A 25783-nucleotide genomic window follows, 5' to 3' on the forward strand; every position below is an offset into this window, starting at 1 on the left:
GGGTCAGGCTCCGGGTGCCCATGGCAGGCCGGGCTGCGTGGGCATAAAGGATGTATCTGTATCGCTGGCCCTGCCATTGCCGGTTGGGGGCAGCAGTGCCAGCAGCGCCTCGCGCTGGGGCTGCAGCTGCGTGTGGTACCAAGTGGGCACATCCGGCGCTGCAATAGGGTGGCTGAACAGATAACCCTGGATGTGGTGCAGCCCGGCGGCCGCGAGGGCGCGCAGCTCGTCTGGCGTCTCCACGCCTTCGACCACCACAGACAGGCCCAGGTCCCGCGCCAGGGCGCTGATGTGCCGCAGCAGCTTCTGGCGGCGCCGGTCCTGCGGCAGCTGCCGCACAAACAGGCGGTCGCACTTGATGCCTGCAATCGGCAACTCGGCCAGCATGCCCAGGGACGAATACCCCGCGCCAAAGTCGTCCATCAGCACGGCCACACCCAGGGTGCTCAGTGCGCGGATGGCGGCCACCATCTGGGGGCCCAGCGCAATGATGGCGTGCTCGGTCATTTCGAGCTTGAGGGCGCGTGGGGGCAGGGCGCGCTGGGCCAGCTGCAGGCCCAGCCAGGGGGCAAAGCTCTCGTGCATGAGCGTGACCGGCGCCACGTTGACGCTGATGGTGACTGCGTCCAGCCCCTGCGTCCGCCAGGTGTGCAGGTTGTCGAGCGCGTTGCACAGGATCATGCGGTCCACCTCGGCCGTCTTACCCTGCAGCTCGCACACCAGCAAAAACGTCTCGGGGTTGATGCGACCCAGGGTGGTGTCGGTCAGGCGCAGCAGGGCCTCCAGTTGCAGCTCATTGCGCTGGGTGTGGATGATGGGCTGGAAGTGCAGCGCCAGGTTGTCGGGGTGTAGCAGTCGGTCCAGATGGTCGGCAATCAGCGACTGCTGTATGTCGCTGTGGGCGTTGGGGGCGACCGCCGATGTGCGCATCATCGACAGCCCCCGGCGCAGCAACTGCTGGCGTCCTGCGTCTGAGCGCAGGTTGCTCAAATGCTCCAGCGCTACTGCCATTGCAAACACCAACACGATGAAGAGCAGCGCTGTGCCGTCGGTCGCGCCGTCGAAGTCGCCCAGGTGCATGGCAAAGGTGTTGACCAAAAGCCAGTGCAGCACCAGGATCGCACCGCCACACAGCAGCTTGTCAGCCCAGGTCTGGGAGCGGTACCGGGGTGTGAGCACGCTGAGCTTGGCGGCGCGGTGGCGGATCGCGCAGTAGCACGAAATGCCGGTGGCGATGCCCAGCGACAGCACGATGGCCAGCCCGTTGATTTGCGCAAAACTCTGCACATGGCTGCTGGTGATGGTGAAGTGCCCCGCCAGCGCACCCAGTGCCAGCCATGCGCTGGTCAGCGCGATGCGGCGTTTGCTGGCGCTGGTGCTGAGGGTGGGAATGGTGAGCCGCGCACTCACCACCATGATGACCAGGCCGCTGAGCGCGGGCACCAGCTTCAGCACATGGTGCGACAGCTCGGCGTACATGAACAGGCCCACCACATCCAGCGCCCACACGATGGAGCCAATGCACAATGCCGCATGCGATGCGCTGATGCGGCGGCTGGAGGGGTCCACCGAATACGCGGTGTGCTCCACCAGCTGCTGGCACACATGCACCACCAGGGCTGCAAAAACCCAGAACAACAGGCTCTGCAGCAGTGGCGGAAACCCCACCACAAACACCTGCATGGCGCCTTGCCAGATTGAAACCATATCGGCCACGTGCTCCCGCCCTTTTTCTTTTTTGATTGCGGGTCATCATACGACCGCGCAATGGCGCCAAGGAGCAGCCGCCGGTCAGAGAGAAGGGGTCGCGCCATCGCGGACGCATGGTGCCTTGCAGAATTTTTTTAAGGTTTTTCTTCAATTATTCAATGATTGTTGTATTATCGATGCATGCAAGAAACCGATGTTGTCCGCGCCCTCGCGGCCCTGGCCCAGGAGGTCCGTCTGCGGGTCTTTCGCGCCCTGGTGGTGGCGGGCCCCGCAGGGCTGACCCCTGGTGACCTATCCACCCAGCTGGACGTGGCGGCCAATACCCTCTCCTTTCACCTCAAGGAGCTGTCGCATGCCGGGCTCATCAGCCAGGAGCGACAGGGCCGCAACCTGATCTACCGCGCCGCGTTCGACACCATGAATGCGTTGTTGACCTATCTCACCGAAAACTGCTGCGAAGGCCAGGCTTGCGCGCCTGCCGACGCTGCAGCGTCCTGCCACTGCTGACCATTGTTTTAGGAGAACCCCCATGAAACGCTTCCACGCCCACGTGCATGTCGATGACCTGGCCCAGAGCATCGCCTTCTATTCCAAGCTGTTTGCTGTCGCCCCCACGCGCGTCGAGGCCGACTACGCCAAATGGATGCTGGAAGACCCACGCGTCAACTTCGCCATCTCTACGCGCGGCGCCCAGCCGGGGTTGGACCACTTTGGCATGCAGACCGACGATGCTGCGGAGCTGGCCGAACTGAAGGCGCGCGCCGAGGCTGCCGACATGGCCCTGCTCGATGAGGGCAACACCACCTGCTGCTACGCCCGCAGCGAAAAGCACTGGGTGACTGACCCGCAAGGCATTGCCTGGGAGCACTTTCATACCCTGGGTGACATCCCCGTTTTCAACGAAGCCCAGCAGCCCACTGCGGCGGGTGCCTGCTGCTCGCCTGCGCCTGCAGCCACTGCGACCCCAAAGGCAGCCTGCTGCGGCCCCGCCAAGTCCACCGCCCACAAAGCCTCCTGCTGCTGAGGGAGTCCTATGACTGCGCTGAACGTCCTTTTCCTCTGTACCCACAATTCCGCCCGCAGCATCCTGGCCGAGGCCCTGCTCAACGACATGGCCCCTGGCCGTTTCAAGGCCTACTCGGCAGGCAGCAGCCCGCGCGACAACCAGCAACCCAACCCGCTGGGCCTGAAGGTGCTGCAAGCCGCCGGTATCTCGACCGAAGGCCTGCGCAGCAAGAGCTGGGACGAATTCGCCGCCCCTGGCGCCCCAGCCATGGACCTCGTCATCACCGTCTGTGACAACGCAGCGGGTGAGGTGTGCCCCATCTGGCCCGGTCACCCGGCCACCGCGCACTGGGGCTATGCCGACCCGTCCGAAGGGGATGGCTCGGACGATGAAAAGCGCGAGGCTTTCCGTAAGACTTTGCATGCGATTCACCTGAGGCTGGAGCTGTTGATCAACCTGCCTGCTGAGAAGCTCGAAAAGACCTTGCTGCAACACACAGCCCGAGAACTCTCGCGCGAAGCCGTCAAGCCATGAGGGCGCAATGTGAACCGGCCGGATCGCTCGCTCCGGCCCCCATGAGCGTGTTCGAGCGCTATCTCACGGTGTGGGTGTTGTTGTGCATCGTCGTGGGCATTGCGCTGGGGCAGTTCTTGCCGTCGGTGTTCCAGGCCGTGGGCCGCATGGAGATTGCGAAGGTCAACCTGCCCGTGGGCCTGCTGATCTGGGTGATGGTCATCCCCATGCTGGTGAAGGTGGACTTTGGTGCGCTGGGCGAGGTGCGCAAACACGCCCGGGGCATTGGCGTGACGCTGGTGGTGAACTGGTTGGTCAAGCCGTTTTCGATGGCGTTTCTGGGCTGGCTGTTCATTCGCCACTGGTTTGCGCCGTACCTGCCTGCGGACCAGTTGGACAGCTACATCGCAGGCCTCATCTTGCTGGCGGCGGCGCCCTGCACAGCCATGGTGTTTGTATGGAGCCGCCTCACCGGGGGCGACCCGCTGTTCACGCTGTCGCAGGTGGCGCTGAACGACAGCATCATGGTGGTCGCGTTTGCGCCGCTGGTGGCCTTTTTGCTGGGTATCTCGGCCATCACCGTGCCGTGGGACACCTTGCTGACCTCGGTGGTGCTCTACATCGTGATCCCGGTGGTTCTGGCCCAGTGGCTGCGCCGGTCGCTGCTGGCCAAGGGCCAGGCGATGTTTGACGCCGTCATGGCGCGCATGGGGCCCTGGTCCATCGCCGCACTGCTGGCCACGCTGGTGCTGCTGTTCGCGTTCCAGGGCGAGGCCATCCTGCAGCAGCCGCTGGTGATTGCCTTGCTGGCCGTGCCCATCCTGATCCAGGTGTTTTTCAACGCGGGGCTGGCCTACTGGCTCAACCGCGCGGTGGGCGAGAAGCACAACATCGCCTGCCCGTCGGCACTGATCGGCGCCTCCAACTTTTTCGAGCTGGCGGTGGCCGCCGCTATCAGCCTTTTCGGCTTTCACTCCGGTGCCGCGCTGGCCACCGTGGTGGGCGTGCTGATCGAGGTGCCGGTGATGCTGCTGGTGGTGCACATCGTCAACCGCAGCAAGGGCTGGTACGAGCGGGCGTGAGCGGCGCGATACACCGCGCCTGTGCGGTCAGTCCCTGGCCGTGAGCAGCGCCACCGCCTTGCGGGCCAGTGGCGCTGCCAGCATCACCGCCGGGAAGGCGAACAACCACCCCGTGAGCCATGCGCCTGTCCAGAGGCTCACAAAGTCTTGCTGCGGTTGCAGTGTGCGAAAGGTGGAGATGCCCGACACCAGCAGCGACATCACGCCCGACAAGATCAAGCTGAACAGCACCGATCCACAGCTGGCGGGGATCATGCTGCAACCTCTTCGCCAGGCTGGCGTGCGGCTGCACCGCCAACACCGCCCAGGCGCTGCAGCGTCTCGGCAAAGTGCTGGCCGAACATGCGGGCGGTCTTGGTGTCGCCGGGCACAAAGGCATCGGCGGCCGCCCCATGGCCCGCTTGCGCCATCAGGCCCGACCAGGAACCGAGGCGGTTGGCCGCCTCGTCGTAGGGCACCCCGGCATGTTGCTCCGGCAGGATGGGGTTGCCCACCCACACCATGCCGTGCTGCATGGCAAACACCCACATCGACATCAGCGTGGATTGCTTGTCGCCCGCTGGCAGTGACGACACGGTAAAGCCCGCCGCCAGTTTGTTCTTGAGCTGATGTGTCTTCCACAGGCGGCCTGTGGAATCCATGAAAGTCTTGAACGGCCCGGACACCCCGCCCAGGTAGGTGGGCGAGCCGAGGATGACGCCGTTGTAGCGCAGCAGGCGGTCGGGCGCCTGCGCCAGGTCTTCGGCCCGGACCAGTTCAGCGAGGACGCCCGGCACGGGGCGTGCGCCGTCCAGCACGTGGCGGGCAATGTGTGCGGTGTGGCCGTGGGCGCTGTGATAAACGATGGCGATGTGTTGCATGGTGTGGATTCCTTGTGAGTGATTTCGGGGGAGAAGGCGCGAGACAGGTCAGCGTGAAATCAGTGCGATGACCTGCGCGGAGAGATACAGCCCCAGCCCAAACACGGTGTGGTTGGCGAGGCTGCGCAGGCAGTTCTTGAGCGGGGTGGGCGTGCGCGATGCCGCAAAGCCCGAGCCCATGGCGGGCTGCATCACCAAGAGCGGTGCCACCACGGTGCCCATGCCCACGGCCAGCGCGGGTAGCAGGGTGGGGCTGTGGACCCAGGCGGCGCCCTGCAGGTGTAGCAACACTCCGGCAAAGACCACGCCCACGGCGTAGTGCGTGAGCCAGCCCCAGGCCAGTTCGCCCCGGACCGGAGCCGCCTTGGCGATGGCGGCGTGGGCGACTTGCCCGCGCAACAGGTGGCCCACCCAGCGGCCAATGAAAGCGAAGTTGAGCGTGGGCACGCCCAGCTTTTTCAGCAGCAAAAGCCAGGCATCCATGACGGCGGTGGCGCCAATGCCCAGGAGCACGGCGAGGGGAATGTCTTGCACTGAGAGAGTCATCAAAACACCTCGAAAAGTTGACGGAAGAAGGTTTTGAATGGAATATAGAAGTTCAAGTCAACTTGAGGTCAAGAGGTTTTTTCATGGACATTGCCGAAGTCGCCAAACGCTCCGGGCTGCGGGCGTCCACGCTGCGGTATTACGAAGAGAAGGGCTTGATCCAGTCGGTGGGGCAACCGGGTGAGCGCCGCCGGTTTGCGCCCGGTGTGATGGAGCAGCTGGCGCTGATTGCGCTGGGGCAATCGGCCGGGTTCTCGCTGGACGACATCCGGTCGATGTTCTTGCCCAGTGGCGAGCCGAACATCGACCGGCAGCTGCTGGCGGCCAAGGCCGACGAGCTCGACACCATGGTCAAACGCCTCAAGGCCATGAGCAACGGCCTGCGGCACGCAGCAGCGTGCCCGGCCGAGAGCCATGCGCAATGCCCGTCTTTTCAGCGGCTGCTGAAAGCCGCCGCCGATGGGGCGCTGGAGCGGCAGCAGCGGCGGAGCGCCCAGCCCGTCGTGGGGCTGCGGCGGCCGCGTGCCTGAGCGGGCCCAACTCGCCTCTCTTTGATGTGTTGTCGATTGCTATTTATTTGATAGCTGCTTAGGCATATTGCACTAGCGCTATCGGCCGATAAGGCTTGAAGTGGAGTTGCCAACCCCTGCCCGGCGGTGTCGGCTGCGGCGCGGGTCAGTCACCCGCCTTTGGGAGCGCCCAGCTTACGGTACACCGTGGCGCGGCTGATGCCCAGTGCGCGCGCGGCCTCGGCCACGTTGCCGCGCGCTTCCTGCACGGCGCGGCGGATCATTGCGACTTCGGCCTCGCGCAGCGGGGCGGCCACCGACGCCGTGCCCGGCACCGCAGGCGCAGGGGGGTTGCCTGCGGTGCGTGCGTGTGCAGGCAGTTGCGCCAGGGCTTGCAGCCGCAGGCCCGACCACAGCGGCAAGTCCAGGGGCTCTGCGCGCTGTTGGCGGGCGGCGTCGAACAACATGGTCCAGGGCATGGCCAGCAGGTCGCTGCAATGGGTGCGCGTGCCCCGCGTGCCTGGCGCGCGCAGGGGCTGGGGTATCAGCTGGCGGGCCATGCTGTTGGCTCCCACCACGCAGCCATCGGCGTCCAGTGTCAGCAGGCCGTCGCCTTCGCCGCCCAGCGTGCAGCCAGGCCAATTCACGCGCAGCAGCAGGGCGTGGGGCAGCTGCAGCAGCAGCGCGTCTTCCATGGCGCGGGCCGACCGGGCCACCAAGTGGCGCAGCTCGGGCCGCTCGGGCACGTCTACGCCGGTCAGGTCCAGCATGCCCACGCAGTGGCCCTGGGGGTCGAACAGCGGCGCACCCGCGCAGCTATAGCTGCTGTTGTCGTCAAAAAAATGCTCGCCCCGGTGCAGCCACACGGGCTGCAGTTCCGTCAGGGCAGCGCCGATGGCGGTGGTGCCCACGGTAGCTTCCGACAGGTCGATGCCCACGCGGCCGATGGCGCTGGCGCGTGGGTCGCTCTGGTCGCAATGGCCTTGCACATCGACCACGATGCCACGTGCATCGGTCAGCATGGCGAAGTAGCGCATGCCGGCAATGGCACGCGTCAACTGCTCCAGCACCGGCCGTGCCGCGCGCAGCAGGTGGTGGTTTTGCTCCTGGCTGTGGCGCAGTGCGGTGGCACTGACGGCATCAAAGGCCACCCGCCGCGTGGGCTCCAGCCCCCGCGCCAGGCAGCGTTGCCAGGACCGTGCAATCCAGGGCTCCACTTCGGCGCGCACGGGGGCTGCACCGTCGGTCAACAGGCTCTGGCGCGCCTGCGCAATCAGCGCGTGGCGGTCGGCAGCGGGGTGGGGCGCGGAGATCAGCATGTGAATGGGCTCCTGGAGGACCGCATGATGCGTTAGTCCGCTGAATCCGGGAAATCGGGGGTGCGCCAGGGCTGCGGCGGGATGCACGGCAAGGCGCCTGGCGCAGCCAAGGCTGGCTGCCTTGGCAAGTCAGGCAACGCCGCCGGGTACCCGCCGCAGCCCTGGCCCGCAGGGTGAGGGTCTGGCAAGGCCGCACTCGTTGTTACCGTGCTCGCCGGGTGCACAACCCGGCTGCGCCCGGCGCCTAGATTGCGGCCTTGCCAGACCCTCACGCACCCCCGATTTCCCGGATTCAGTGGACTAGTGTGCATTGCAGCATGTTTCATTTTGAGAATATCCGGCGAGGCGTCCCGGAAATCTAGGGTTGTCCCTAGGGATGTGCGGTAGGGCGCGGCAGAAGATGCGCGAGGTCAGTCCAGCCAAAACCACTCCAGGAGACAGCCAGATGCAAGTCCAGTTCACGGTCAACGGGCGCGCTGCCAGTGTTGACGTCCCCCCCAATACCCTGCTTGTCCATGCGCTGCGAGAGCACCTGTTGCTCACTGGCACCCATGTGGGTTGTGACACCAGCCAGTGTGGGGCGTGTACGGTGCATGTGAACGGCCGGGCCGTCAAATCCTGTGCCATGCTGGCTGTGCAAGCACAAGGGGCCGAGGTGACCACCATCGAAGGCATGGCCGCTGCCGACGGCACCATGCACCCCATGCAGGCCGCGTTCAAGGAGTGCCATGGCCTGCAGTGCGGCTTCTGCACCCCGGGCATGGTGATGAGCGCTGTGGACCTGTGCAAGAACCACCCCAACGCCAGCGAAGGCGAGATCCGCGAACTGCTCGAAGGCAACATTTGCCGCTGCACCGGCTACCAGAACATCGTGCGCGCAGTGCAGGTCGGCCAGAAGGCCATGGCTGGCGCCTGAGCGCGCCCGCCGTCCCCACGCCAGAACAATCCAAGGAGACAAGACCATGGGTGCATCCGACTTTTCCAAGCTGCCGCACATCGGCGAATCGCTCAAGCGCAAGGAAGACTACCGCTTCCTGACCGGCGCGGGCCAATACACCGACGATGTGGTGCTGGCCGCGCAAAGCCACGCCGTGTTTGTGCGCTCGCCGCACGCCCACGCCAAGATCAACAGCATCAACACCAGCGCCGCCAAAGCAGCACCGGGCGTGCTGGGCGTGTTTGTGGGCGCCGACGTGGCCGCCGACAACATCAATGGCCTGCCCTGCGGCTGGCTCATCACCAGCACCAATGGCGAGCCCATGAAGGAGCCGCCGCACCCCATTCTGGCGCAGGGCAAGGTGCGCTACGTGGGCGACCATGTGGCCATGGTGGTGGCGCAGACCCAGCAGCAGGCACGCGATGCGGCCGAGCTGGTGGAGGTGGACTACGACGTGCTGCCCGCCGTGGTGAACGTGGCCGATGCGGCATCGGGCGTTGTGGCGGGCGCTGCGCTGCATGACATTGCCCCGGACAACCATTGCTTCAAGTGGGCCATCGGCGACAAGGGGGGCGTGGACGCTGCGTTTGCCAATGCAGCGCACGTCACCAAGCTCGACCTGATCAACAACCGCCTGATCCCCAACGCCATGGAGCCGCGCGCGGCCATCGGCAGCTACAACCGGGCCAGCGACGAATACACGCTGTACGTCAGCAACCAGAACCCGCACGTCGAGCGCCTGCTGATGACGGCGTTTGTGATGGGCCTGCCCGAGCACAAGGTGCGCGTGATTGCGCCCGATGTGGGGGGCGGCTTCGGCTCCAAGATCTACCTGTATGCCGAAGACGTGTGCCTGACCTGGGCCTCCAAGAAGCTCAACCGCAACATCAAGTGGGTGGCCGACCGCAGCGAATCCTTTCTGTCGGACGCCCATGGCCGCGACCACATCAGCCATGCCGAGATGGCGATGGACAAGGACGGAAAATTTTTGGCGCTGCGTGTGCACACCCATGCCAACCTGGGCGCCTACCTCAGCACCTTTGCCAGCGCCGTGCCCACCATCCTGTACGCCACGCTGCTGGCCGGCCAGTACAGCACGCCCCAGGTGCATGTGGAGGTGGATTCATGGTTCACCAATACCGCGCCGGTAGACGCCTACCGGGGCGCAGGTCGGCCCGAGGCGACCTATCTGTTAGAGCGCTTGGTGAGTCGTTGTGGTTGGGAAATGGGCTTGGGGCAGGACGAGATCCGCAAGCGCAACTTCATCACCAGTTGGCCTTACCAGACGCCCGTGGCGCTGCAGTACGACGTGGGCGACTACCACGCCTGCATGACGCAAGCGCAGGAACTGGCCGACGTGGCGGGCTTTGCGGCGCGCAAGGCGGCCAGCGAGGCCAAGGGTTTGAAGCGCGGCATCGGTTACAGCAGCTACATCGAAGCCTGCGGCATTGCGCCGTCCAACATCGCGGGTGCGCTGGGCGCGCGGGCGGGCCTGTTTGAATGCGGCGAGGTGCGCGTGCACCCCACGGGCAGCGTGACGGTGTTCACCGGCTCGCACAGCCACGGCCAGGGGCATGAGACCACCTTTGCGCAGGTGGTGGCGGCGCGCCTGGGCATCCCGGTGGAGAACGTGGACATCGTGCACGGCGACACGGGGCGTGTGCCGTTTGGCATGGGCACGTATGGCTCGCGCTCCATCAGCGTGGGCGGCGCGGCCATCATGAAGGCGCTGGACAAGATCGAGGCCAAGGCCAAGAAGATCGCCGCGCACCTGATGGAGGCGAGCGACGCCGACATTGACTTTGCCAACGGCGAGTTCACCGTGCGCGGCACCGACAAGAAGATCCCGTTCGGCCAGGTGTCGCTGGCGGCCTATGTGCCGCACAACTACCCGCTGGACGTGCTGGAGCCGGGCCTGAACGAAACCGCGTTCTACGACCCCACCAACTTCACTTTCCCCGCAGGCACCTACATCTGCGAGGTGGAGATTGACCCGGCCACAGGCAGCACCCGCGTGGACAAGTTCACCGCCGTGGACGACTTCGGCACCATCATCAACCCCATGATCGTGGAAGGCCAGGTGCATGGCGGTCTGGTGCAGGGCATTGGCCAGGCGATGATGGAAAACTGCGTGTACGACCGCGAGACCGGCCAGCTGCTCACCGGCAGCTTCATGGACTACGCCATGCCGCGCGCCGACGACTTCCCTGAGTTCAAGCTGGGCCACGTGTGCACCCCCTGCACCCACAACCCGCTGGGCACCAAGGGCTGCGGCGAGGCCGGGGCCATTGGCTCGCCACCGGCCGTGATCAACGCCGTGCTGGATGCGCTGCGACCGCTGGGCGTGAAGGAATTCGACATGCCCGCATCCCCGCACCGCGTGTGGGATGCCATTCAAAACGCCAAGGCATAAGGAGACCCACCATGTACGCATTCACCTTTGAGGCTCCTTCCTCCACCGCCGCTGCCGCGCAGCTCATCGCCCAGGGCGGCAAGCTGCTGGCGGGTGGGCAAAGCTTGTTGCCGTCCATGCGGCTGCGCCTGGCCAACCCCGAGAAAATCGTGGACCTGAACAGCATTGCCGAGCTGGCGGGCATTCGCCGCGAGGGCAACGCGTTGGTCATCGGTGCCATGACGCGCCATGCCGACGTGGCAGCCAGTGCGGAAGTAAAAGCCGCCATCCCTGCGCTGGCCGACCTGGCCGCCCACATCGGCGACCGCCAGGTGCGCGCACGCGGCACGCTGGGCGGCTCGGTGGCCAACAACGACCCTGCCGCCTGCTACCCCAGTGCGGTGCTGGGCCTGGGCGCCACGGTCATCACCAACCGCCGCGAGATCCAGGCCGACGATTTCTTTGTGGGCATGTACACCACGGCGCTGGAGGAGGGCGAGATCATCACCGCCATCCGCTTCCCGATCCCGAAACGCGCTGCGTACATGAAGTTCAAGCAGGCGGCTTCGCGCTTCTCGCTGGTGGGGGTGTTTGTGGCGCAGACCGACAGCGGCGTGCGCGTGGCCGTCACCGGTGCGGCCAGCAGCGTGTTCCGCCACGCGGGGCTGGAGGCGGCGCTCAACCAGAGCTTCACCCCCCAGTCGGCGGCCAGCGTGAAGATCGACGCGAGCGACCTGAACGCCGACATCCACGCCAGCGCTGCCTACCGCGCCAACCTCATCAGCGTGCAAACGCAGCGCGCAGTGCAGCAGATGCTGGGCTGAGGGGAGTGCGCCCACCGCCTTGGTGCGGCACCAGGTAGTGGGCTTTTGAATGAAATTGGCTGCTAGCGCAGTATTGATATGCGCTAGCAGCTATGAATTGGATAGCAATGAATTCGATGATCGCCGCGCCGGTTCCGGTTTCCATCGACGCCCTGGTGTTGGCCTTGCAAAGCGTGGGCTACTTTGCCGACCGGCGCCTGGCCACGGCGGTGTTTCTGGCACTCAAACTGCAGCGGCCTTTGCTGCTGGAGGGCGAGCCTGGCGTGGGCAAGACGGCGCTGGCCAAGGCCCTCTCGGAAGTGCTCTCGCGCAGCCTCATCCGCTTGCAGTGCTACGACGGTCTGGAGCAGCGCGAGGCGCTGTACGAATGGAACTACGCGGCCCAGTTGCTGCACATGCGGGCGGCAGAAAGCAAAGGCAGTGCCGACATGGCACAGGTAGAACGCGAGGTGTATCAAGACCGCTACCTCATCCGCCGCCCCTTGCTGCAAGCCTTGCAGGCCCCCGCGCCCGGCGCCGTGCTGCTGATCGACGAGGTGGACCGCGCTGACGAGCCCTTCGAGGCCTTCTTGCTCGAATACCTGGGCGAGTACCAGGTCAGCATCCCCGAGATCGGCACCGTGCGTGCCACGGCCACACCGGTCACCCTCCTCACCAGCAACCGCACGCGCGATCTGCACGACGCCGTCAAGCGCCGCTGCCTGTACCACTGGCTGGACTACCCCGAGCGTGAACGCGAGCTGGCCATCGTGCGTGCCCAGGTGCCGGGCGCCAGCGAGGCGCTGGCCATCCAGGTCGCGGAGTTTGTGGGCCGGCTGCGCAGCCAGCCGTTTGCCAACGCATTCCAGCGCGCACCGGGCATTGCAGAGAGTGTGGAATGGGCCAAGGCGCTGGTGGCGCTGGACACGATTGTGGTGGACCCGGAGGTGGTGTCCGACACCGCAGGCATCTTGTTCAAGCAGCGTGAGGATGTCGCGGCGCTCACGCGCGACATGGCGGTGCAGTTGCTGCAGCCTGCCGACACCGATGCATGAGAACCGTCCCATGGCAGAGGGCGCGATGTTCTCCCAACTTGGCGATGCCCGCACCGGCAAGCTGGCCGACAACCTGAGCGGCTTTGGTCGCACGCTGCGCCGCGCTGGCGTGCGGGTAGACGCTGCCCGCATGGCGCTGGCCCAGCAGGCGGTGATGTTGGTAGGCCTGCAGCGCGAGGATTTCAGCGCCGCACTGGAGGCCGTGCTGGTCAGCCGCGAGCAAGACCGCATGGTGTTCCGTGAGTTGTTCGACGCCTACTTTCGCAACCCCAACGTGGCGCAAAAGCTGCTGGCACAAATGCTGCCCAGCGCCGAGTCCAAGGCCGAGCCCGTCAAGCGCCGCCCGCGCGTGAGCGAGGCACTGGCGCCCGTGCGCGCTGCCCGCAACGCGCCGCCCGCACGCGAAGAAGACAAGATCGAATTCGATGCCGCCATGACGGCCAGCGACCTGCAGCGCCTGCGGCAGGCCGATTTCAACCAACTTTCGGCCAGCGAATACCTCCTGGTGGAGCGCCTGGCGCGCGACGTGCCCCTGCCTTTGCCGCGCTATGCGGCCCGCCGCACCCGGCCGGGTGTGCGCGGCAGCCGCCCGCACTGGCCCGGCGCCATGCACCATGCGGCGCGCACTGGGGGCGAGGTGCTGCGCATCCCCTTGCTGCAGCGGCGCCAGCAACCGTTGCCGCTGCTGGTGCTGGTGGATGTGTCGGGCTCCATGGAGCGTTACTCGCGGCTGCTGCTGGCGTTTTTGCATGCAGCGACTGCACCGCGCCACACCGGCGACGCCGTGCGCCGCGACGTGTTTGCGTTTGGCACCGGGCTGACCGACCTCACGCCCGCCTTCCGTCTGGCCGACACCGATGCGATGCTGGAGACGGCCAGCCGCGCGATCACCGACTTTGCGGGCGGCACCCGCATGGGCGACAGCCTGGGCCAGTTGCGCCTGCAGCATGCGCGGCGCCTGGTGGGGCGGCGCACGCTGGTGCTGTTGATCAGCGACGGGCTCGACACGGGCACCCCCGAGGTGCTGGAGCGCGAGCTGGCCTGGCTGCGCCGCCACTGTGGCCGCCTGCTGTGGCTCAACCCCCTGCTGCGCTACGAAGGGTATGCCCCCACGGCGCGCGGTGCGTCAGCCCTGCACCGCCAGGCCCACGGCATGGTGGCCGTGCACAACCTGAGCCACCTCAAAGAACTGGCCGCCCATCTGGCGAGCGTGCTGCGGCAATGAGGGCACGGTCATGCGGGCGTGCCCAGTGCTGCCCAGGTCTGCGGGCAGATTGAACTCACACAACATCCACAACGTCCACACCATCTGAACACCGAGAGGACCCACCATGGAAATGCAAGCCAGCCGAACCCTTGCCGTCAGCCAGCAACAGGCCTGGGAGGCGCTCAACGACCCCGAGGTGCTCAAGCTGTGCATTCCCGGCTGCGACAAGGTCGAGCCCACGGCCGACAACCAGTATTCCGTGGCCATGGCCCTCAAGATCGGGCCCGTTTCGGCCAAGTTCGCGGGCAAGATCACGCTGTCGGACATCGTGCCGCCCGAGAGCTACAACATCGCCTTCGATGGCTCCGGTGGCGTAGCAGGCTTTGGCAAGGGCAACGCCCAAGTCAAGCTCGTGCCCCTGCCCGCCGATGCAGCAGGGCAAGCCAGCTGCGAGCTGCACTACACCGTGCACGCCTCGGTGGGCGGCAAGATCGCCCAACTGGGCCAGCGCCTCATCGACGGCGCCGCCAAGAGCATGGCCGAGGACTTCTTCAAGCGTTTTGACGACGAGATGCAGCGCCGCTTTCCGCGCGCTGAAGTCCCACTGGGGGCTGACGCAGCAGGCGCCGATGCCATCACCCAGCCGGGAGCGGTGGATGGGGGCGACGCAACCCAGAGCGGGGGTATCCCTGCGTGGGTGTGGGGTGTTGGCGTGGGGGCCCTGGTATTGCTGGCCTGGTGGTTCAATCGGGGGTGAGTGAACGGGGTACCCAAAGGAAGCGAGTCATGGAAAATTTGGACGTCATGGTGTTGCGCACACTGCAGGGCTGGCGTGCTGCAGGGCGCCGTGCGCTGCTGGCCACGGTGGTGCGCACCTGGGGCTCGTCGCCCCGGCCTGTGGGCTCCATCATGGCGCTGTGCGAAGACGGCGCGGTGGTGGGCTCGGTGTCGGGCGGGTGCATTGAGGACGACCTGATCGACCGCCACACCCGCGCCTATGCCCAGGCGGGCGCGGCTGCAGACGGTGCCGAGCACCGCATCCCCAGCGGGCCGCCATCGTTTGTCAAATACGGCATCAGCGCCGATGAGGCGCACCGCTTTGGCCTGCCCTGCGGCGGCACGTTGGAGCTGCTGCTCGAATACGACCCTGATCCCGCACTGCTGGCCGAGTTGATTGCCTTGCTGGCTGCCGGGCGGCTGGTGCAGCGCACCGTGCGCCTGTCCGATGGCGCGGTGACCCTGGCGCCCACCCAAGCGCCCGAGGCGTTGGCGGTGGATGTCTTGCAGCTCACCAACACCTTTGGCCCTGAGTACCGCATGCTGCTGATCGGTGCAGGGCAGCTCACCGAGTACCTGGCCACCATGGCCTTGTTCAATGGTTTTGCCGTGACGGTGTGCGACCCGCGCGAGGAGTACCGGGGCAGCTGGAGCGTGCCCGGCGCCACGGTGGTGAGCGACATGCCCGACGATGTGGTGCTGGCCTTCAAGCCCGACCGCCGCACTTGCGTGGTGGCGCTCACGCACGACCCCAAACTGGACGACCTGGCGCTGCTGGAGGCGCTGAACACCGAGGCGTTCTACGTGGGTGGCATTGGCTCGCGCCGCAACAACGAGGCACGGCGTGCACGCATGATCGAGCACTTTGACCAGACCGAAGCCAGCCTGCAACGCCTGCGTGGGCCGATCGGTATCTACATCGGCAGCAAGACACCACCCGAGATTGCAGTGAGCGTGATGGCAGAGATCCTGGCCGTCAAAAACGGCGTGACCCTGCCGCGTGACATGGAAGTAGCCCAGGCCAAAAACGACCGGGAGCAGGTGCCTAACGACCCCGGCGCCTTGGTGTGCGGCGTGCGGTAGCCACGCAGGCAGGTCAGTGCTGGGCTTTTGGTTCCTGCGCCTGCAGTTGTCGCTGCACATGCCTGAGCAGCCCTTCGCAGGCGTCTTCCACAAGGTCCAGCACCTCCTCAAACCCCTGGCTGCCGCCGTAGTACGGGTCGGGCACCACCGGGCTGTCGAACTGCAGGCAGAACTCCGTCATGCGCCGCAGCTTGTGCGCGTGTGCGGGTGGGCAAAGGTCTTGCGCCAGGGCCAGGTTGTCCCAGTCCATGGCCAGGATCAGGTCGTAGCGGGCAAAGTCAGCGTTCTTGATCTGCCGGGCCCGCAAGTCCGACAGGTCATAGCCGCGCTGCGCCGCGTGGCGCTGGGTGCGCGTGTCGGGCGGTTCGCCGGGGTGGTAGTTGTGCGTACCTGCCGAGTCCACCACCACAGTGTGCGCCAGGCCGCTGTGGATGATCTTGTGGCGGAACACGCCGTGGGCTGTGGGGCTGCGGCAGATGTTGCCCATGCACACGAAAAGAATCGCGTAGCGAGACATGGTGGTGGCGAGCGTTCAGGCCTCGATCACCACTGGGCCGCCCTTGGCAATGCCCCGTTGGTAGGCAGGGCGTGCGTGCATGCGTTCCAGGTAGGCCTGCAGGTGCGGGCAGTGGCTTGCGTCGTTGGCGCGTGACATCAGGGCTTCGACCGCAAAGCTCATCTGAAAGTCCGCCATGGTCAGGTGCTCCCCCGCAAACCAACGGTGGGTGCCCAGGTGTTGCTCAATGAACGCCAGCGCCGTGTCCACGTTGGGGTCGATGAGCTTTTGCTGCACCGTGCCACACAGGGCGCGCGCAATGGGCTTCACGAAGAACGGCATGGGCTGGGTGGGGATGGTCTTGAACACCAGTTTCATCACCAGCCAGTTCATCAGCGAGCCCTCGGCATAGTGCATCCAGAAGCGGCACTGGCGGTGCTCGGCGGTGCGGGGGGCGGGCTGCAGGTGGGCCAGATCGCCACGGGCCTGCTCGCCATAGGTTTCGGCCAGGTACTCGATGATGGCGCCTGACTCGGCAATCACTTCGTCACCGTCCGTGATGACCGGCGACTTGCCCAGGGGGTGAATGGCCCTGAGCGCGGGTGGTGCCAGCTTGGTGGCCTTGTCGCGCGGGTAGATCTTGAGCTCGTAGGGCACGCCCAGCTCTTCCAACAGCCAGAGGATGCGCTGCGAGCGCGAGGTTTCGAGGTGGTGCAGGGTGATCATGGGCGCCATCTTATGGAAGAGTCGGCCACATGCACCCTGGTGCTGCCCTTGTTTTGCGTGATTTTTGCGTGGTTCAGGCAGTACGGCGGCGCTGTTGCCCGATGGAGCGTTGCATCCACTGCGCATACAGGTCCACCGAAATGAGCACTGCCATGGCAAACGCGCAGGCCGCCACGACGGAGCCCAGGCCCAGCGCGCTGACCAGGCCGGTGCCCTGCACAGTGGCAAAGCGGTTGGGGGTGGTGCAGATGAATTCAGCAGCGCCCATGCCGGTGTAGTGCATGGTGCAGACGGCGATGGCCATCAGCAGGGCGGCGCCCAGGCGGCTGGCCAGGCTCCGGGTGTTGAAGGCCAGCCACAGGGCGGCTGTGCCCGCAGCCACGGCAATCAGCACCGAGAGGGCCACGATGCCCAGGTCCCAGCGGATGTAGCCGCCAATCTTCATGCCGTACATGCCCAGGTAGTGCATGCCCGCCACGCCCAGGCCCAACAGCAGGCCTGCGACCAGAATGCGTGGTACCTCTCGGGGTGCCCCGGACACCACGATGAGCGCCGCCGAGGTGCAGGCCACGGCCGCAACCAGTGACACGGCGCTTTCGACCATGCCGTAGCTGCTGGCCACGTCCAGCCGCAGCGCCACCATGCCCACAAAGTGCATGGACCACACCCCGATGCCTCCCAGTGCCACGCCAGCCGTCAGGGCGGCAGTACGGTTGAGCGTGCCGTCCTTGTGGCGGATGCGGCGCGTGATCATCAAGGCAATCAGCGAGCCGATGAATGCCAGCGAGAACGAGATGGCGACGAGGTGGGGGCGGTATTCGGAGACGACGGTGGAGTCCATGGAGAGTTGCTTGGTACGGATTGAGCGGGGGAGCTTCCCCCCTCTATGAGACAGTTGAAACTAATTGTTTCTATTTTAGATAAACAGGTTGTTTTTTGCTCTGTGTGGTTATTGCGCGTTGAAGCATCCCCACCTCCGCAGGTACGGGCGGTTTGGTTTTGAAAGGGGAGTCGTGACGGATTGGGAAATCCGCCCGCAGTCAGGCAACCGCAACCGCGCGAGCGACGAAACGGTGCGCCAGGGGGCAACGCCCCGTGAGCCCGCGCTTTCAGAGCTGCTGCAGGAACGCCCGAAGCAAACGCCAATGCTCAAGGGATGCGTCGGCAGCGGACTGGGCCGCAGTGTTTTCCAGCTGGCGCGCGCGTACGCTCTGGGTCGGGTGGCCCAAGGTGAGCAGCACGGTGGCCAGGCTGTGTGCCAGGCGCCGCAGCGCGGGCCAGTCTTGTGCGGCGCAGGCGGCGTCGCCTTGTCGCACGTCGGCAGCGAACTGCTTTAGGCAACTGGCGCGGTAGGCCTTGAAGAGGAATTCGTCACCGGCAAAGTGGGTCGCAATGGCCTGCGCCTCGTCGTCAGACACCTCGTTGCCGGCGGTGACCGCCACCGCAGGGGCGCTGACAGTGGGCCCTGACGTCAGCGCCAGTGCATCGGTCACGCAGGCCTCCAGCTCTGCCACCGATGCAGGTTTGGACACCATGCGCCATACCTTCATGGCCTGCAGTTGCTCGCGCACTGGCGGCGTCAGGCCCGCGCTGAATACCGCCACCGGAATCCGGCGGTCCTGCACAGGCTCCTGCAGCAGCCGCTGTACCAGGTCAATGCCAGACTCGCCCGGCAGCATGAGGTCGGTGAGGATGAGTTCCACCCCTCCGGCACGCAGTGCCTCCATGGCGTCGGGTACGTTGGCGCAGATCAACAGCTCAATGGGTAACTCTTCCAGCGCCATCTGCACAAAGCGCGCGATGGAACTGTCGTCCTCCACCAGCAGGACCTTGGGCGCGGTCATGCGGGTACCTGGGCCTGGGGGATGCACGCGGCCAGTGCGCCGGGCAGCTCTGCCACCAGTCGGGGTTTGTGGATGACCTTCACGCCCTGCAAGGCAAATGCGTAGGGTTCGCGCTGCTGCTCATCGAGCGAGGTGACCACGATGAGGTGGCTGCGCGCAAACTGGGGGTGTGAGCGCAGCGTGGTGATCAGGGTGGCGCCATCGATACCCGGCAGCAGGATGTCAACGATCAGCACCTCGGGCTGTGTCTGCCCATACAGCGCCAGACCGGTGATGCCATCGTTGGCCACATGCAGCTGAGCTCCCGGGAAGTGCTGCTGCACGATGAGGCCCACCAGGTTCTGGAAATGGATCGAGTCCTCGATCAGCAGGATCTGCGGCGCACGCCCTTTGGCTGGGCTCGCTGGCGGGGCCATGGGCGGGCGGCTGGCTACCAGCGTGCCGGCGGCGGGTGCCTGCGCAACGCCACCCGAGCCATGAGCAGCCATCCAGCGCTCCACAGATGCCCGCGAAATGCGGCGGTGCCCACCCGGGGTCTTCCAGGCTTCCAGTTCGTTGCGGTCCACCATCAGCTGGACCGACCGTACGGCCATGCCCAGCATCTTGGCGACTTCCAGTGTGGTGTAGTGGTCGGCCATGGTGTGCTCCGAGGGGGAATTGTCAGATTGCATAGATCGCGCATTTTCTCCTAATTTTTATTTCTGCATGACTTGCATTTGATAAAAATGATTGATATGATTCAATCAGCGGCAAAAAAATCACCCTAAAGCGTGTTTTTGTATTTCTAGGCCGACCATATGTCTCATAAGGGCTACCACCATGAAAAAGATCCTCATCGTCGAAGACCACATCGATATCCGCAAACTGCTCAAGATGACGCTGGAGTTTGATGACTTCGAGATCCACGAAGCCGCCACAGGCGACGCGGGCTGGGTGCTGGCCAGCGAACTGCGGCCCGACATCGTGCTGCTCGATGTGATGATGCCGGGCACCCTGAACGGGCTGGACGTGTGCCGCCGCATCAAGTCCGACCCGGACATGCGCCACACCAAGGTGATCATGCTGACGGCCCGGGTTCAGTCCGGTGACAAGGAGGCGGGCTTCGCGGCGGGGGCCGACGACTACCTGATGAAGCCCTTCAGCACCCTGCAGGTGCTGGAAACCATCTACCGCATGGAGGCTGCGCAGTGACCTCGCAGCCATTGAAGGAGTCTGCGCCCGTGGCACCCACGGATACGCGCTGCTTCGACGAGGCAGCGGTGGAGCAGATGGAGCATTTTGTGCGCGACTTCGGGCGCATGTACCGTGAGCGCAACGAAGCCCTGCACGAGGTCACCCGCGCGCACCACGCCGCGCTGCTGCACCTGTCGGCAGCGGCCGACCTCAAGGACCACGACACTGGCGTGCACATCGTGCGCATTGGCTACCTGGCCGAGGCCCTGGCCCTGGCCCTGGGGCAGACCGTGGGCTACGCCCGCATGCTACGTAAGGCCGCGCCCATGCATGACATCGGCAAGATCGGTACGCCCGACAATGTGCTCAAGAAGCCCGGCAAGCTCACCCTCGAAGAGCGCGAGACCATGAATTGCCACTCCGCCATGGGCGCGGAGATCCTGGGGCGCTCGCACATTCCCGTGTTCAACATGGCGGCCGATGTGGCGCTCACGCACCACGAGCGCTACGACGGCCAGGGCTACCCCGCAGGCTTGTCGGGCGAGGCGATTCCGCTGTCGGGTCGTATCACCGCCGTGGTGGACTTTTTTGACGCGCTGACCACAGACCGTGTATACCGTCCTGCCTTTTCGGTGGCGGTGGCGCTGGAGATGTTGGTGGCCGAGCGCGGACGCGCTTTTGACCCGGTGATCGTGGACGCGTTTTTGGCGCATGCAGAGGCCATCGATGCGCTGCGGTGCAAGATCACGCAGGAGTGCCCGTCGTTCGATGAACTGATCGATGCTCCCTGAACCCTTTTTGCCGATCGCTGGGCGGGGGGGCACTGCGGGAGCGGTGGTCTTGTTGACCTGAGGATTTTCAATGATGACGATGATGCAGTGGCTGAAACCCTGGGCGTTGACCATAACCCGTCTGGCGCTGGCCGTGTGTGCCACTTGTGCGCAAGGGGGGCCTGTGGCCGACCGTGTGCAGAGCCAGTCGGTGCTGCGTGTGTGCATTTGGCCGGACTACTACGGCGTGACCTACCGTCACCCGCGCACCCAGCAGTTGGGGGGTATCGACATCGATCTGTCTGTCGAATTGGCACGCGACCTCAAGGCCCGGGTGGAGTACGTGGATTCGTCCTTTCCCACCCTCATTGATGACCTGAACCAGGACCGGTGTGATGTGGCCATGTTTGCCATCGGCGTGCTGCCTCAGCGCATGGAAGCGCTGGCTTTCACCCAGCCCTACATGCGCAGCGACATCTACGGTATCACCACCAAAACCAATACGGTCGTCAAGCAGTGGGCCGACATCGACAAGCCAGGCGTGCTGGTGGGGGTGCAAGCGGGCACGTTCATGGAGCCCATCATGACCCAACGCCTCAAGCAGGCCACGCTGGTGCGCATCCAGCTGCCGGCCACCCGCGAGCGCGAACTGACGGCAGGGCGCATTGATGTGTTCATGACCGACTATCCCTATAGCCGACGCCTGATGGACAACGCAGACTGGGCGCGGCTCATCGAGTCGCCCGAGCCGTTCTCGGTGCTTCCCTACGGCTATGCGGTCAAGCGCGGCGACGCCGCCTGGCTGGCCACGGTGGAGGCCTTTGTGACTCGCATCAAGACCGATGGCAGACTGCAGCGTGCCGCCGCCCAGAATGGTCTGAGTGCCATCGTGGTGCGCTGACGTGGCCGACGCACCCGTCATTTTCCGCGTCTGGCATCGGCTGCGCGCGTGGGTGTTGCAGACCAGTCATCTGGTTCTGATCGCTGGGGGGCTGTCGGCGCTGGCGGCGTTGGCGGCAGTCAGCGCGTTGGCCGTGAATGACTTTCACACGGTGCGCGTGGGCCACCAGAACCATGCCGCCATGCTGGCCCGGGTGCTCGAAGACCAGGCGACACGCACCGTGCAGACGACCGGACTGGCTCTGGAGTCTTTGGCCACATCGCCAGCTCTCACGGCAGCGGTCTCTGAACCCCGGCGCATGCACGACGCTCTGAACCAGGCGCTGGCAGCCCTGTCCTTTCTTCGGGGCCTGGCCGTGGTGGATGCCGGTGGTCGGGTGGTCGCCAGCACCCTGCCAGCCGATGTGGAGAGTTTTGTGGACTTGGCCAGGCTCGGCCCTTCGGTGGTTGTGGGGCGGACGGTGCAGGGCGGCCTCACGCCTGGCCGCAGCCTGCAAAGTGTGCGCCTTGGGGCCGCTGCGGCAGCGGCCCCTGCCGGTGTGGCTTTCATCCCCGTGATGCACGGCTACAAGAACGAAGCCGGGCATGTGCTGGTGCTGGTGGCGCTGGTCAACCCCGATTCGTTGTCCAGCTTTCAGCACCTGACGCTGGAGTCAGACATTTTCGATTCGGTCGTGACCTCCTACGACGGCCAGGTGCTGGCCACCTCGGGTGCGGCGGTTGCGCTGGCGGGTACGCGGGTGAACAGTATTCCCGTGTTCAGCCAGTTCCTGCCCCGGCAGGAGCATGCAACCTATCTGGGGGTGGGTGTGCTGGGCGAGCGGCAGATCGTCAGCTTTCGTGCCTCAGCCGTTATGCCGCTGGTCGTGGTGGTCGAGACCTCGTACCGGGTTGCCGTGCAGAGCTGGCTGGCGGATGCCCGCTCGCTGATCGGCATTGGCTTGGCCCTGGTGGCCCTGGTGCTGGGCTTGACCTTTGCGGTGTGGCGGGGCATTCGCATCCGCGAGCGGGCTCGGCGGGCCATTGATGCGGCGCAGGCCCGCATTGCCCGCAACGAGAGGGACCTGTCGGTGCTGATGCGCAGCGTGCAGGAACTGATTTTTCGTACTGATGCCCAGGGCGTGATCACCTATGTGAACGCCCACTGGACCGTCATGACGGGCACACCGCCTGCCCGCGCCATTGGGAAACGCCTGCACGACTTGGTAGAGCCACGAAGCCGCAATGACGTGATCCGGGCCATCGACCCCCGATCTCCCGATGGGGTGCGGGTGTGCCAGGTGTTCTCGCGCGCCGCCGAGGGTAAGGAAATGATGTTCCAGGTAGCGGTGGTGCCCCTGGTGGCTGCCGGGCGCGTGATCAGTTTTGCGGGCAGCGCGGTGGATGAAACCGAGCGCTGGATGGCCCAGCAGCAACTGCAGGCGCAGATCGCGTTCCAGGATCTGCTGCTGGAGACCAACCCGCTGCCCATTTCGGTGACCGACGCACAGGACCGCTTTGTGCGCGTGAACAAGGCCTGGGAGGAATACAAGGGCCGAGCGCGCGCTACCGTGCTGGGCAAGGCGGTGGCCGAGTGCCTGCCTCCCGACGAAGTCAAGGTGCACGAGTCGGCCAACAAACAGCTGGTGCGCTGGGGTGGGCGCGCCCTGGTCGACACCCAGGTCCGCCATGGCGACGGATCTCGCCGCGACACACGCCTGGCCAAGGCGGCCATTGCCGATGAACATGGTCAGATCACCGGTGTGCTCACCATCCTGATGGATGTGAGCGAGTTCCGTGAGGCCGAGCGCGCCACCCAGGAGGCGCGCGACGCGGCCGAAGAGGCGTCCCGCGCCAAGTCGGAGTTTGTGGCCAACATGAGCCACGAGCTGCGCACTCCGCTGCAGTCCATTTTGGGCTTTGCCGAACTGGGCATGCTGCGCAGTCACGCACAGCCCAAGCTGGCGGGCATGTTTGAAGACATCCATTCCGGTGGCCAGCGCATGCTCACGTTGGTGAACGATCTGCTGGAGGTCTCCAAGCTGGAGAGCACCGTGGGCACCTTTCACATGGAGCGCATCGACTTGCGCGGCGTAGTGCGCCCTGTGATTCGCGAGCTGGAGCCTTTGCTGGAGCGCAGCCACCTGATGATGGATTTGCGGATGTCCGATCTGCCACTGGTGGCCAAGGCCGACCCGCTGCGCTTTCAGCAGGTGATCCGCAACGTAGTGGCCAATGCCATCAAATTCTCGCCACCTGGCAGCACCATCACGCTGGAGGGCTACACAGACCCCCAGGGCCAGGCGCACATCGTGGTGCGCGATGAGGGGCCGGGTATCCCTCCGTCAGAGCTGCAAAGCATTTTTGAGGCTTTTGTGCAGTCCAGCAAAACCAAGGATGGATCAGGGGGAACGGGCCTGGGCCTGGCCATTTGCCGCAAGATCGTCGAGGCCATGGGTGGGCGGATTTTCGCCGAGAACGCTCCTGCCAGCGGCGCGGCCTTTCACATCATCCTGCCTGCCAGAGGCCAGGCGGAAACGATGCCCGCACCGCTGGAATAAGCGGTGCACCGCCCACAAAAAAGCCCTCTGATGAGGGCTTTTTTGTGGATGCTGGCGGGGCGCCGCAGCGCCCCATAAGGCTGATCAGCCGCCCTTGCGCGAGCGCTTGCCAGGGTTCTTCTTGCTGCGCGTGGCAACACCACGCTCCAGGCTCACGCGCTGGCCACGGCCGGGGGTGTTCAGCGTCACGCCGGGCAACGGCTTGGGTTGGGGGGTGCGCTTGCGGTCTGCTTCGGTGACGATCTTGTTGCCCATGGTAGGTCTCTGAGAAAGTGGAGAAAAGAGGCATATTAGGCCACAGCCGCAATCAGGGGCGGCCAGCAGGCCTTTCTGGTGCTCTGCCGTGGTGGCAGAAGGAAGGGCAAATTCCCTACTGTGCGACGAAACGCGCCCCATAGGACGTACCTTGGTCGGTGGACAGCGCCTCGGCGCAGTGATGGGGTAGCACCCACCCCTGGGTCGGGTCTTCGACCGCGCGGGTATGGATGGTGGGGGGCTGCGCGCGCACTCCGCCAAAGATCGTGGCAAACGCGACGTCGGCAGCATCACGGCCGGTACCAAAGCGCAGCAGCCCCATGGGGACGGCCGTGCCCGAAGGGTCGAACAGATACCACCGGTCGCCCAGATACGCCTCCACATAGGCATGAAAGTCCGGTGGGCCCAGCGCGGGGTCCGCGCCGTAGTCGGTGCCCGTGGCAAAGCGGGCCGGAATGTTCACGGCGCGGCACAGCGCAATCATCAGGTGGGCGAAATCCCGGCACACCCCGACCTGTTCCACCAGCGTATCGACGGCCGAGGTGTTGGAGTTGGAGGTGTTGGATGTGAACGCCACATGCCGGTTCACCCAGTCGCGGATGGCCTGCACGCGGCTGTGCCCCTGCCACAAGGCGCCAAATTCGTTCAGTGCCAGCCGTAGCAGTCGGTCGGACTGGCAATAGCGGCTGGGGTAGATGTAGCCCATCACGTGCGGCGGCAGGTGCCGCACAGGCACCTCGGCCAGATGGGTGGGGGCGGCGCGGTGGTGGCGGATGTCCACGGTGGTGCTGTAGGTCAGCGCCAGTGTGCCAGGCTCGCCATGCAGCCGCAGATAGCGGTTGCCCGTTGCTGGGTCGGTGTGGATCTGATGGGGGATGTTCTGGCTGAGCACCAGGCGCTCGTTGTGGACGATCTGGTGGGGTGTTTGTGCGGCGTGGATGTTGAACACGAAATCGGCGCCGTAGCTGTCGATCTCGTAGCGCAGGTCAATCTGCAGCTCCATGCGAACGCTGCGCTGGCTGCCGGGGGTGGCCTGTGCCAGAGGCGTGCTGAGATTGGCAGGCCATGGCGCGGGCTCGTTGGACGCTGTAGTGAGGCGGGGGGCGCTGGAGAGGAAGGCCATGGCAGCTCTCAGCGGCGGCGCCCGCAAGGCGCGGGCTCACCCAGTGTGTGGGACGGTGTCATCGACGGCTCCTGGGTGTGCGCCGCGCCGGGGTATCTGGCAGGGCAAAGAACTTTCAGGATACGCCCCAGCACGTCGCTTGCGTGTAGGCCGATGG

General features: G+C 65.4%; 28 protein-coding genes. 16 read left to right on the plus strand and 12 right to left on the minus strand.

Features of this window, described 5'->3' with window-relative positions; translation table 11 throughout:
• Positions 1-3 precede the first annotated feature (3 nt).
• Positions 4-1707, minus strand: a complete 1704-nt coding sequence (locus OIN59_RS15575) for an EAL domain-containing protein (RefSeq protein WP_274111899.1) — start codon at positions 1705-1707, stop codon at positions 4-6.
• A gap of 183 nt (positions 1708-1890) precedes the next feature.
• On the opposite strand from OIN59_RS15575, the gene OIN59_RS15580 reads away from it, so the two are divergent.
• Genes OIN59_RS15580 through arsB form a run of 4 tightly spaced genes read left to right on the plus strand, consistent with a single transcriptional unit; the run spans position 1891 to position 4311 of the window.
• A complete protein-coding gene (locus OIN59_RS15580; protein ID WP_274111901.1) occupies positions 1891-2217 on the plus strand; it encodes an ArsR/SmtB family transcription factor in 327 nt (108 codons plus the stop codon).
• Between the two features lie 22 nt (positions 2218-2239).
• Entirely contained in the window at positions 2240-2734 is a 495-nt protein-coding gene (locus OIN59_RS15585) for an ArsI/CadI family heavy metal resistance metalloenzyme (RefSeq protein WP_274111903.1), read from the plus strand.
• A 9-nt stretch (positions 2735-2743) separates the two neighbouring features.
• On the plus strand, positions 2744-3250 hold the full coding sequence (locus OIN59_RS15590) for an arsenate reductase ArsC (RefSeq protein ID WP_274111905.1): 507 nt from the start codon (positions 2744-2746) through the stop codon (positions 3248-3250).
• Positions 3247-4311 carry an ACR3 family arsenite efflux transporter gene (arsB, locus tag OIN59_RS15595; RefSeq protein WP_274111907.1) on the plus strand — a complete coding sequence of 355 codons (1065 nt, stop codon included), beginning with the start codon at positions 3247-3249 and terminating at the stop codon, positions 4309-4311. The genes OIN59_RS15590 and arsB overlap by 4 nt, the downstream gene beginning before the upstream one ends.
• A 27-nt stretch (positions 4312-4338) precedes the next feature.
• On the opposite strand, the gene OIN59_RS15600 is transcribed toward arsB, so the two are convergent.
• Genes OIN59_RS15600 through OIN59_RS15610 form a run of 3 tightly spaced genes read right to left on the minus strand, consistent with a single transcriptional unit; the run spans position 4339 to position 5717 of the window.
• A complete protein-coding gene (locus OIN59_RS15600; protein WP_274111909.1) occupies positions 4339-4566 on the minus strand; it encodes a DUF2798 domain-containing protein in 228 nt (75 codons plus the stop codon).
• The gene (locus OIN59_RS15605; RefSeq protein WP_274111911.1) at positions 4563-5171 is read right to left on the minus strand and encodes a flavodoxin family protein; all 609 of its coding nucleotides are present in this window, start codon (positions 5169-5171) and stop codon (positions 4563-4565) included. Before OIN59_RS15605 ends, OIN59_RS15600 begins: the two co-directional genes overlap by 4 nt.
• A gap of 48 nt (positions 5172-5219) precedes the next feature.
• Positions 5220-5717: a DUF2938 domain-containing protein gene (locus OIN59_RS15610; protein ID WP_274111913.1), complete on the minus strand. Its 498-nt coding sequence runs from the start codon at positions 5715-5717 to the stop codon at positions 5220-5222.
• Between the two features lie 83 nt (positions 5718-5800).
• Here OIN59_RS15610 and OIN59_RS15615 point away from each other — a divergent pair, with 83 nt between their 5' ends.
• The gene (locus OIN59_RS15615; protein WP_274111915.1) at positions 5801-6247 is read left to right on the plus strand and encodes a helix-turn-helix domain-containing protein; all 447 of its coding nucleotides are present in this window, start codon (positions 5801-5803) and stop codon (positions 6245-6247) included.
• Between the two features lie 149 nt (positions 6248-6396).
• On the opposite strand, the gene OIN59_RS15620 is transcribed toward OIN59_RS15615, so the two are convergent.
• Positions 6397-7545: a helix-turn-helix domain-containing protein gene (locus OIN59_RS15620; protein WP_274111917.1), complete on the minus strand. Its 1149-nt coding sequence runs from the start codon at positions 7543-7545 to the stop codon at positions 6397-6399.
• A gap of 445 nt (positions 7546-7990) precedes the next feature.
• Between OIN59_RS15620 and OIN59_RS15625 the strand changes: the two genes are divergently transcribed.
• The 7 genes from OIN59_RS15625 (at position 7991) to OIN59_RS15655 (ending at position 15799) form a co-directional block, all read left to right on the plus strand.
• Positions 7991-8461 (plus strand): (2Fe-2S)-binding protein, encoded by a 471-nt coding sequence (locus OIN59_RS15625; RefSeq protein ID WP_274111919.1) that lies wholly within the window; start codon positions 7991-7993, stop codon positions 8459-8461.
• Between the two features lie 46 nt (positions 8462-8507).
• Entirely contained in the window at positions 8508-10895 is a 2388-nt protein-coding gene (locus tag OIN59_RS15630; RefSeq protein ID WP_274111921.1) for a xanthine dehydrogenase family protein molybdopterin-binding subunit, read from the plus strand.
• A gap of 11 nt (positions 10896-10906) precedes the next feature.
• On the plus strand, positions 10907-11698 hold the full coding sequence (locus tag OIN59_RS15635) for an FAD binding domain-containing protein (protein ID WP_274111923.1): 792 nt from the start codon (positions 10907-10909) through the stop codon (positions 11696-11698).
• A 107-nt stretch (positions 11699-11805) separates the two neighbouring features.
• The gene (locus OIN59_RS15640; protein WP_274111925.1) at positions 11806-12732 is read left to right on the plus strand and encodes an AAA family ATPase; all 927 of its coding nucleotides are present in this window, start codon (positions 11806-11808) and stop codon (positions 12730-12732) included.
• A 10-nt stretch (positions 12733-12742) separates the two neighbouring features.
• Positions 12743-13957: a vWA domain-containing protein gene (locus OIN59_RS15645; protein ID WP_274112017.1), complete on the plus strand. Its 1215-nt coding sequence runs from the start codon at positions 12743-12745 to the stop codon at positions 13955-13957.
• A 106-nt stretch (positions 13958-14063) separates the two neighbouring features.
• Positions 14064-14696 (plus strand): CoxG family protein, encoded by a 633-nt coding sequence (locus OIN59_RS15650; RefSeq protein WP_274111927.1) that lies wholly within the window; start codon positions 14064-14066, stop codon positions 14694-14696.
• A 29-nt stretch (positions 14697-14725) separates the two neighbouring features.
• A complete protein-coding gene (locus OIN59_RS15655) occupies positions 14726-15799 on the plus strand; it encodes an XdhC family protein (protein ID WP_274111929.1) in 1074 nt (357 codons plus the stop codon).
• A gap of 13 nt (positions 15800-15812) precedes the next feature.
• Here OIN59_RS15655 and OIN59_RS15660 read toward each other — a convergent pair whose 3' ends face one another.
• The 5 genes from OIN59_RS15660 to OIN59_RS15680 all read right to left on the minus strand — a co-directional run bounded on the left by OIN59_RS15660 (position 15813) and on the right by OIN59_RS15680 (position 19503).
• Entirely contained in the window at positions 15813-16316 is a 504-nt protein-coding gene (locus OIN59_RS15660; protein ID WP_274111931.1) for a low molecular weight protein-tyrosine-phosphatase, read from the minus strand.
• Between the two features lie 15 nt (positions 16317-16331).
• On the minus strand, positions 16332-17021 hold the full coding sequence (locus OIN59_RS15665; RefSeq protein WP_274111933.1) for a glutathione S-transferase family protein: 690 nt from the start codon (positions 17019-17021) through the stop codon (positions 16332-16334).
• Between the two features lie 73 nt (positions 17022-17094).
• On the minus strand, positions 17095-17862 hold the full coding sequence (locus OIN59_RS15670) for an MHYT domain-containing protein (protein ID WP_274111935.1): 768 nt from the start codon (positions 17860-17862) through the stop codon (positions 17095-17097).
• Between the two features lie 268 nt (positions 17863-18130).
• Positions 18131-18865 carry a response regulator gene (locus OIN59_RS15675; RefSeq protein ID WP_274111937.1) on the minus strand — a complete coding sequence of 245 codons (735 nt, stop codon included), beginning with the start codon at positions 18863-18865 and terminating at the stop codon, positions 18131-18133.
• On the minus strand, positions 18862-19503 hold the full coding sequence (locus tag OIN59_RS15680) for a helix-turn-helix domain-containing protein (RefSeq protein ID WP_274111939.1): 642 nt from the start codon (positions 19501-19503) through the stop codon (positions 18862-18864). Before OIN59_RS15680 ends, OIN59_RS15675 begins: the two co-directional genes overlap by 4 nt.
• A 181-nt stretch (positions 19504-19684) precedes the next feature.
• Here OIN59_RS15680 and OIN59_RS15685 point away from each other — a divergent pair, with 181 nt between their 5' ends.
• The 4 genes from OIN59_RS15685 to OIN59_RS15700 all read left to right on the plus strand — a co-directional run bounded on the left by OIN59_RS15685 (position 19685) and on the right by OIN59_RS15700 (position 24248).
• A complete protein-coding gene (locus tag OIN59_RS15685) occupies positions 19685-20056 on the plus strand; it encodes a response regulator transcription factor (RefSeq protein WP_274111941.1) in 372 nt (123 codons plus the stop codon).
• 77 nt (positions 20057-20133) lie between these two features.
• Positions 20134-20829 (plus strand): HD-GYP domain-containing protein, encoded by a 696-nt coding sequence (locus OIN59_RS15690; RefSeq protein WP_274112019.1) that lies wholly within the window; start codon positions 20134-20136, stop codon positions 20827-20829.
• Between the two features lie 70 nt (positions 20830-20899).
• On the plus strand, positions 20900-21709 hold the full coding sequence (locus tag OIN59_RS15695) for an ABC transporter substrate-binding protein (protein ID WP_274111942.1): 810 nt from the start codon (positions 20900-20902) through the stop codon (positions 21707-21709).
• 1 nt (position 21710) lies between these two features.
• The gene (locus OIN59_RS15700; RefSeq protein WP_274111944.1) at positions 21711-24248 is read left to right on the plus strand and encodes a PAS domain-containing sensor histidine kinase; all 2538 of its coding nucleotides are present in this window, start codon (positions 21711-21713) and stop codon (positions 24246-24248) included.
• Positions 24249-24332: 84 nt separating this feature from the next.
• Here the strand turns inward: OIN59_RS15700 and OIN59_RS15705 are convergent, their stop codons facing one another.
• Positions 24333-24503: a hypothetical protein gene (locus OIN59_RS15705; protein WP_015015224.1), complete on the minus strand. Its 171-nt coding sequence runs from the start codon at positions 24501-24503 to the stop codon at positions 24333-24335.
• A gap of 115 nt (positions 24504-24618) precedes the next feature.
• Positions 24619-25506, minus strand: coding sequence for a transglutaminase-like domain-containing protein (locus tag OIN59_RS15710; RefSeq protein WP_274112021.1), 888 nt, complete (start codon positions 25504-25506; stop codon positions 24619-24621).
• Between the last annotated feature and the right edge of the window lie 277 nt (positions 25507-25783).

This window comes from Acidovorax benzenivorans (assembly GCF_028680575.1).
Lineage (GTDB): Bacteria > Pseudomonadota > Gammaproteobacteria > Burkholderiales > Burkholderiaceae_C > Acidovorax > Acidovorax benzenivorans.

Excerpts from the sequence above, each read along its gene's own strand:
- OIN59_RS15575 (WP_274111899.1), bottom strand. The coding sequence starts at position 1,707 with ATGGTTTCAATCTGGCAAGGCGCCATGCAGGTGTTTGTGGTGGGGTTT.
- OIN59_RS15580 (WP_274111901.1), top strand. The coding sequence starts at position 1,891 with ATGCAAGAAACCGATGTTGTCCGCGCCCTCGCGGCCCTGGCCCAGGAG.
- OIN59_RS15585 (WP_274111903.1), top strand. The coding sequence starts at position 2,240 with ATGAAACGCTTCCACGCCCACGTGCATGTCGATGACCTGGCCCAGAGC.
- OIN59_RS15590 (WP_274111905.1), top strand. The coding sequence starts at position 2,744 with ATGACTGCGCTGAACGTCCTTTTCCTCTGTACCCACAATTCCGCCCGC.
- arsB (WP_274111907.1), top strand. The coding sequence starts at position 3,247 with ATGAGGGCGCAATGTGAACCGGCCGGATCGCTCGCTCCGGCCCCCATG.
- OIN59_RS15600 (WP_274111909.1), bottom strand. The coding sequence starts at position 4,566 with ATGATCCCCGCCAGCTGTGGATCGGTGCTGTTCAGCTTGATCTTGTCG.
- OIN59_RS15605 (WP_274111911.1), bottom strand. The coding sequence starts at position 5,171 with ATGCAACACATCGCCATCGTTTATCACAGCGCCCACGGCCACACCGCA.
- OIN59_RS15610 (WP_274111913.1), bottom strand. The coding sequence starts at position 5,717 with ATGACTCTCTCAGTGCAAGACATTCCCCTCGCCGTGCTCCTGGGCATT.
- OIN59_RS15615 (WP_274111915.1), top strand. The coding sequence starts at position 5,801 with ATGGACATTGCCGAAGTCGCCAAACGCTCCGGGCTGCGGGCGTCCACG.
- OIN59_RS15620 (WP_274111917.1), bottom strand. The coding sequence starts at position 7,545 with ATGCTGATCTCCGCGCCCCACCCCGCTGCCGACCGCCACGCGCTGATT.
- OIN59_RS15625 (WP_274111919.1), top strand. The coding sequence starts at position 7,991 with ATGCAAGTCCAGTTCACGGTCAACGGGCGCGCTGCCAGTGTTGACGTC.
- OIN59_RS15630 (WP_274111921.1), top strand. The coding sequence starts at position 8,508 with ATGGGTGCATCCGACTTTTCCAAGCTGCCGCACATCGGCGAATCGCTC.
- OIN59_RS15635 (WP_274111923.1), top strand. The coding sequence starts at position 10,907 with ATGTACGCATTCACCTTTGAGGCTCCTTCCTCCACCGCCGCTGCCGCG.
- OIN59_RS15640 (WP_274111925.1), top strand. The coding sequence starts at position 11,806 with ATGAATTCGATGATCGCCGCGCCGGTTCCGGTTTCCATCGACGCCCTG.
- OIN59_RS15645 (WP_274112017.1), top strand. The coding sequence starts at position 12,743 with ATGGCAGAGGGCGCGATGTTCTCCCAACTTGGCGATGCCCGCACCGGC.
- OIN59_RS15650 (WP_274111927.1), top strand. The coding sequence starts at position 14,064 with ATGGAAATGCAAGCCAGCCGAACCCTTGCCGTCAGCCAGCAACAGGCC.
- OIN59_RS15655 (WP_274111929.1), top strand. The coding sequence starts at position 14,726 with ATGGAAAATTTGGACGTCATGGTGTTGCGCACACTGCAGGGCTGGCGT.
- OIN59_RS15660 (WP_274111931.1), bottom strand. The coding sequence starts at position 16,316 with ATGTCTCGCTACGCGATTCTTTTCGTGTGCATGGGCAACATCTGCCGC.
- OIN59_RS15665 (WP_274111933.1), bottom strand. The coding sequence starts at position 17,021 with ATGATCACCCTGCACCACCTCGAAACCTCGCGCTCGCAGCGCATCCTC.
- OIN59_RS15670 (WP_274111935.1), bottom strand. The coding sequence starts at position 17,862 with ATGGACTCCACCGTCGTCTCCGAATACCGCCCCCACCTCGTCGCCATC.
- OIN59_RS15675 (WP_274111937.1), bottom strand. The coding sequence starts at position 18,865 with ATGACCGCGCCCAAGGTCCTGCTGGTGGAGGACGACAGTTCCATCGCG.
- OIN59_RS15680 (WP_274111939.1), bottom strand. The coding sequence starts at position 19,503 with ATGGCCGACCACTACACCACACTGGAAGTCGCCAAGATGCTGGGCATG.
- OIN59_RS15685 (WP_274111941.1), top strand. The coding sequence starts at position 19,685 with ATGAAAAAGATCCTCATCGTCGAAGACCACATCGATATCCGCAAACTG.
- OIN59_RS15690 (WP_274112019.1), top strand. The coding sequence starts at position 20,134 with ATGGAGCATTTTGTGCGCGACTTCGGGCGCATGTACCGTGAGCGCAAC.
- OIN59_RS15695 (WP_274111942.1), top strand. The coding sequence starts at position 20,900 with ATGATGACGATGATGCAGTGGCTGAAACCCTGGGCGTTGACCATAACC.
- OIN59_RS15705 (WP_015015224.1), bottom strand. The coding sequence starts at position 24,503 with ATGGGCAACAAGATCGTCACCGAAGCAGACCGCAAGCGCACCCCCCAA.
- OIN59_RS15710 (WP_274112021.1), bottom strand. The coding sequence starts at position 25,506 with ATGGAGCTGCAGATTGACCTGCGCTACGAGATCGACAGCTACGGCGCC.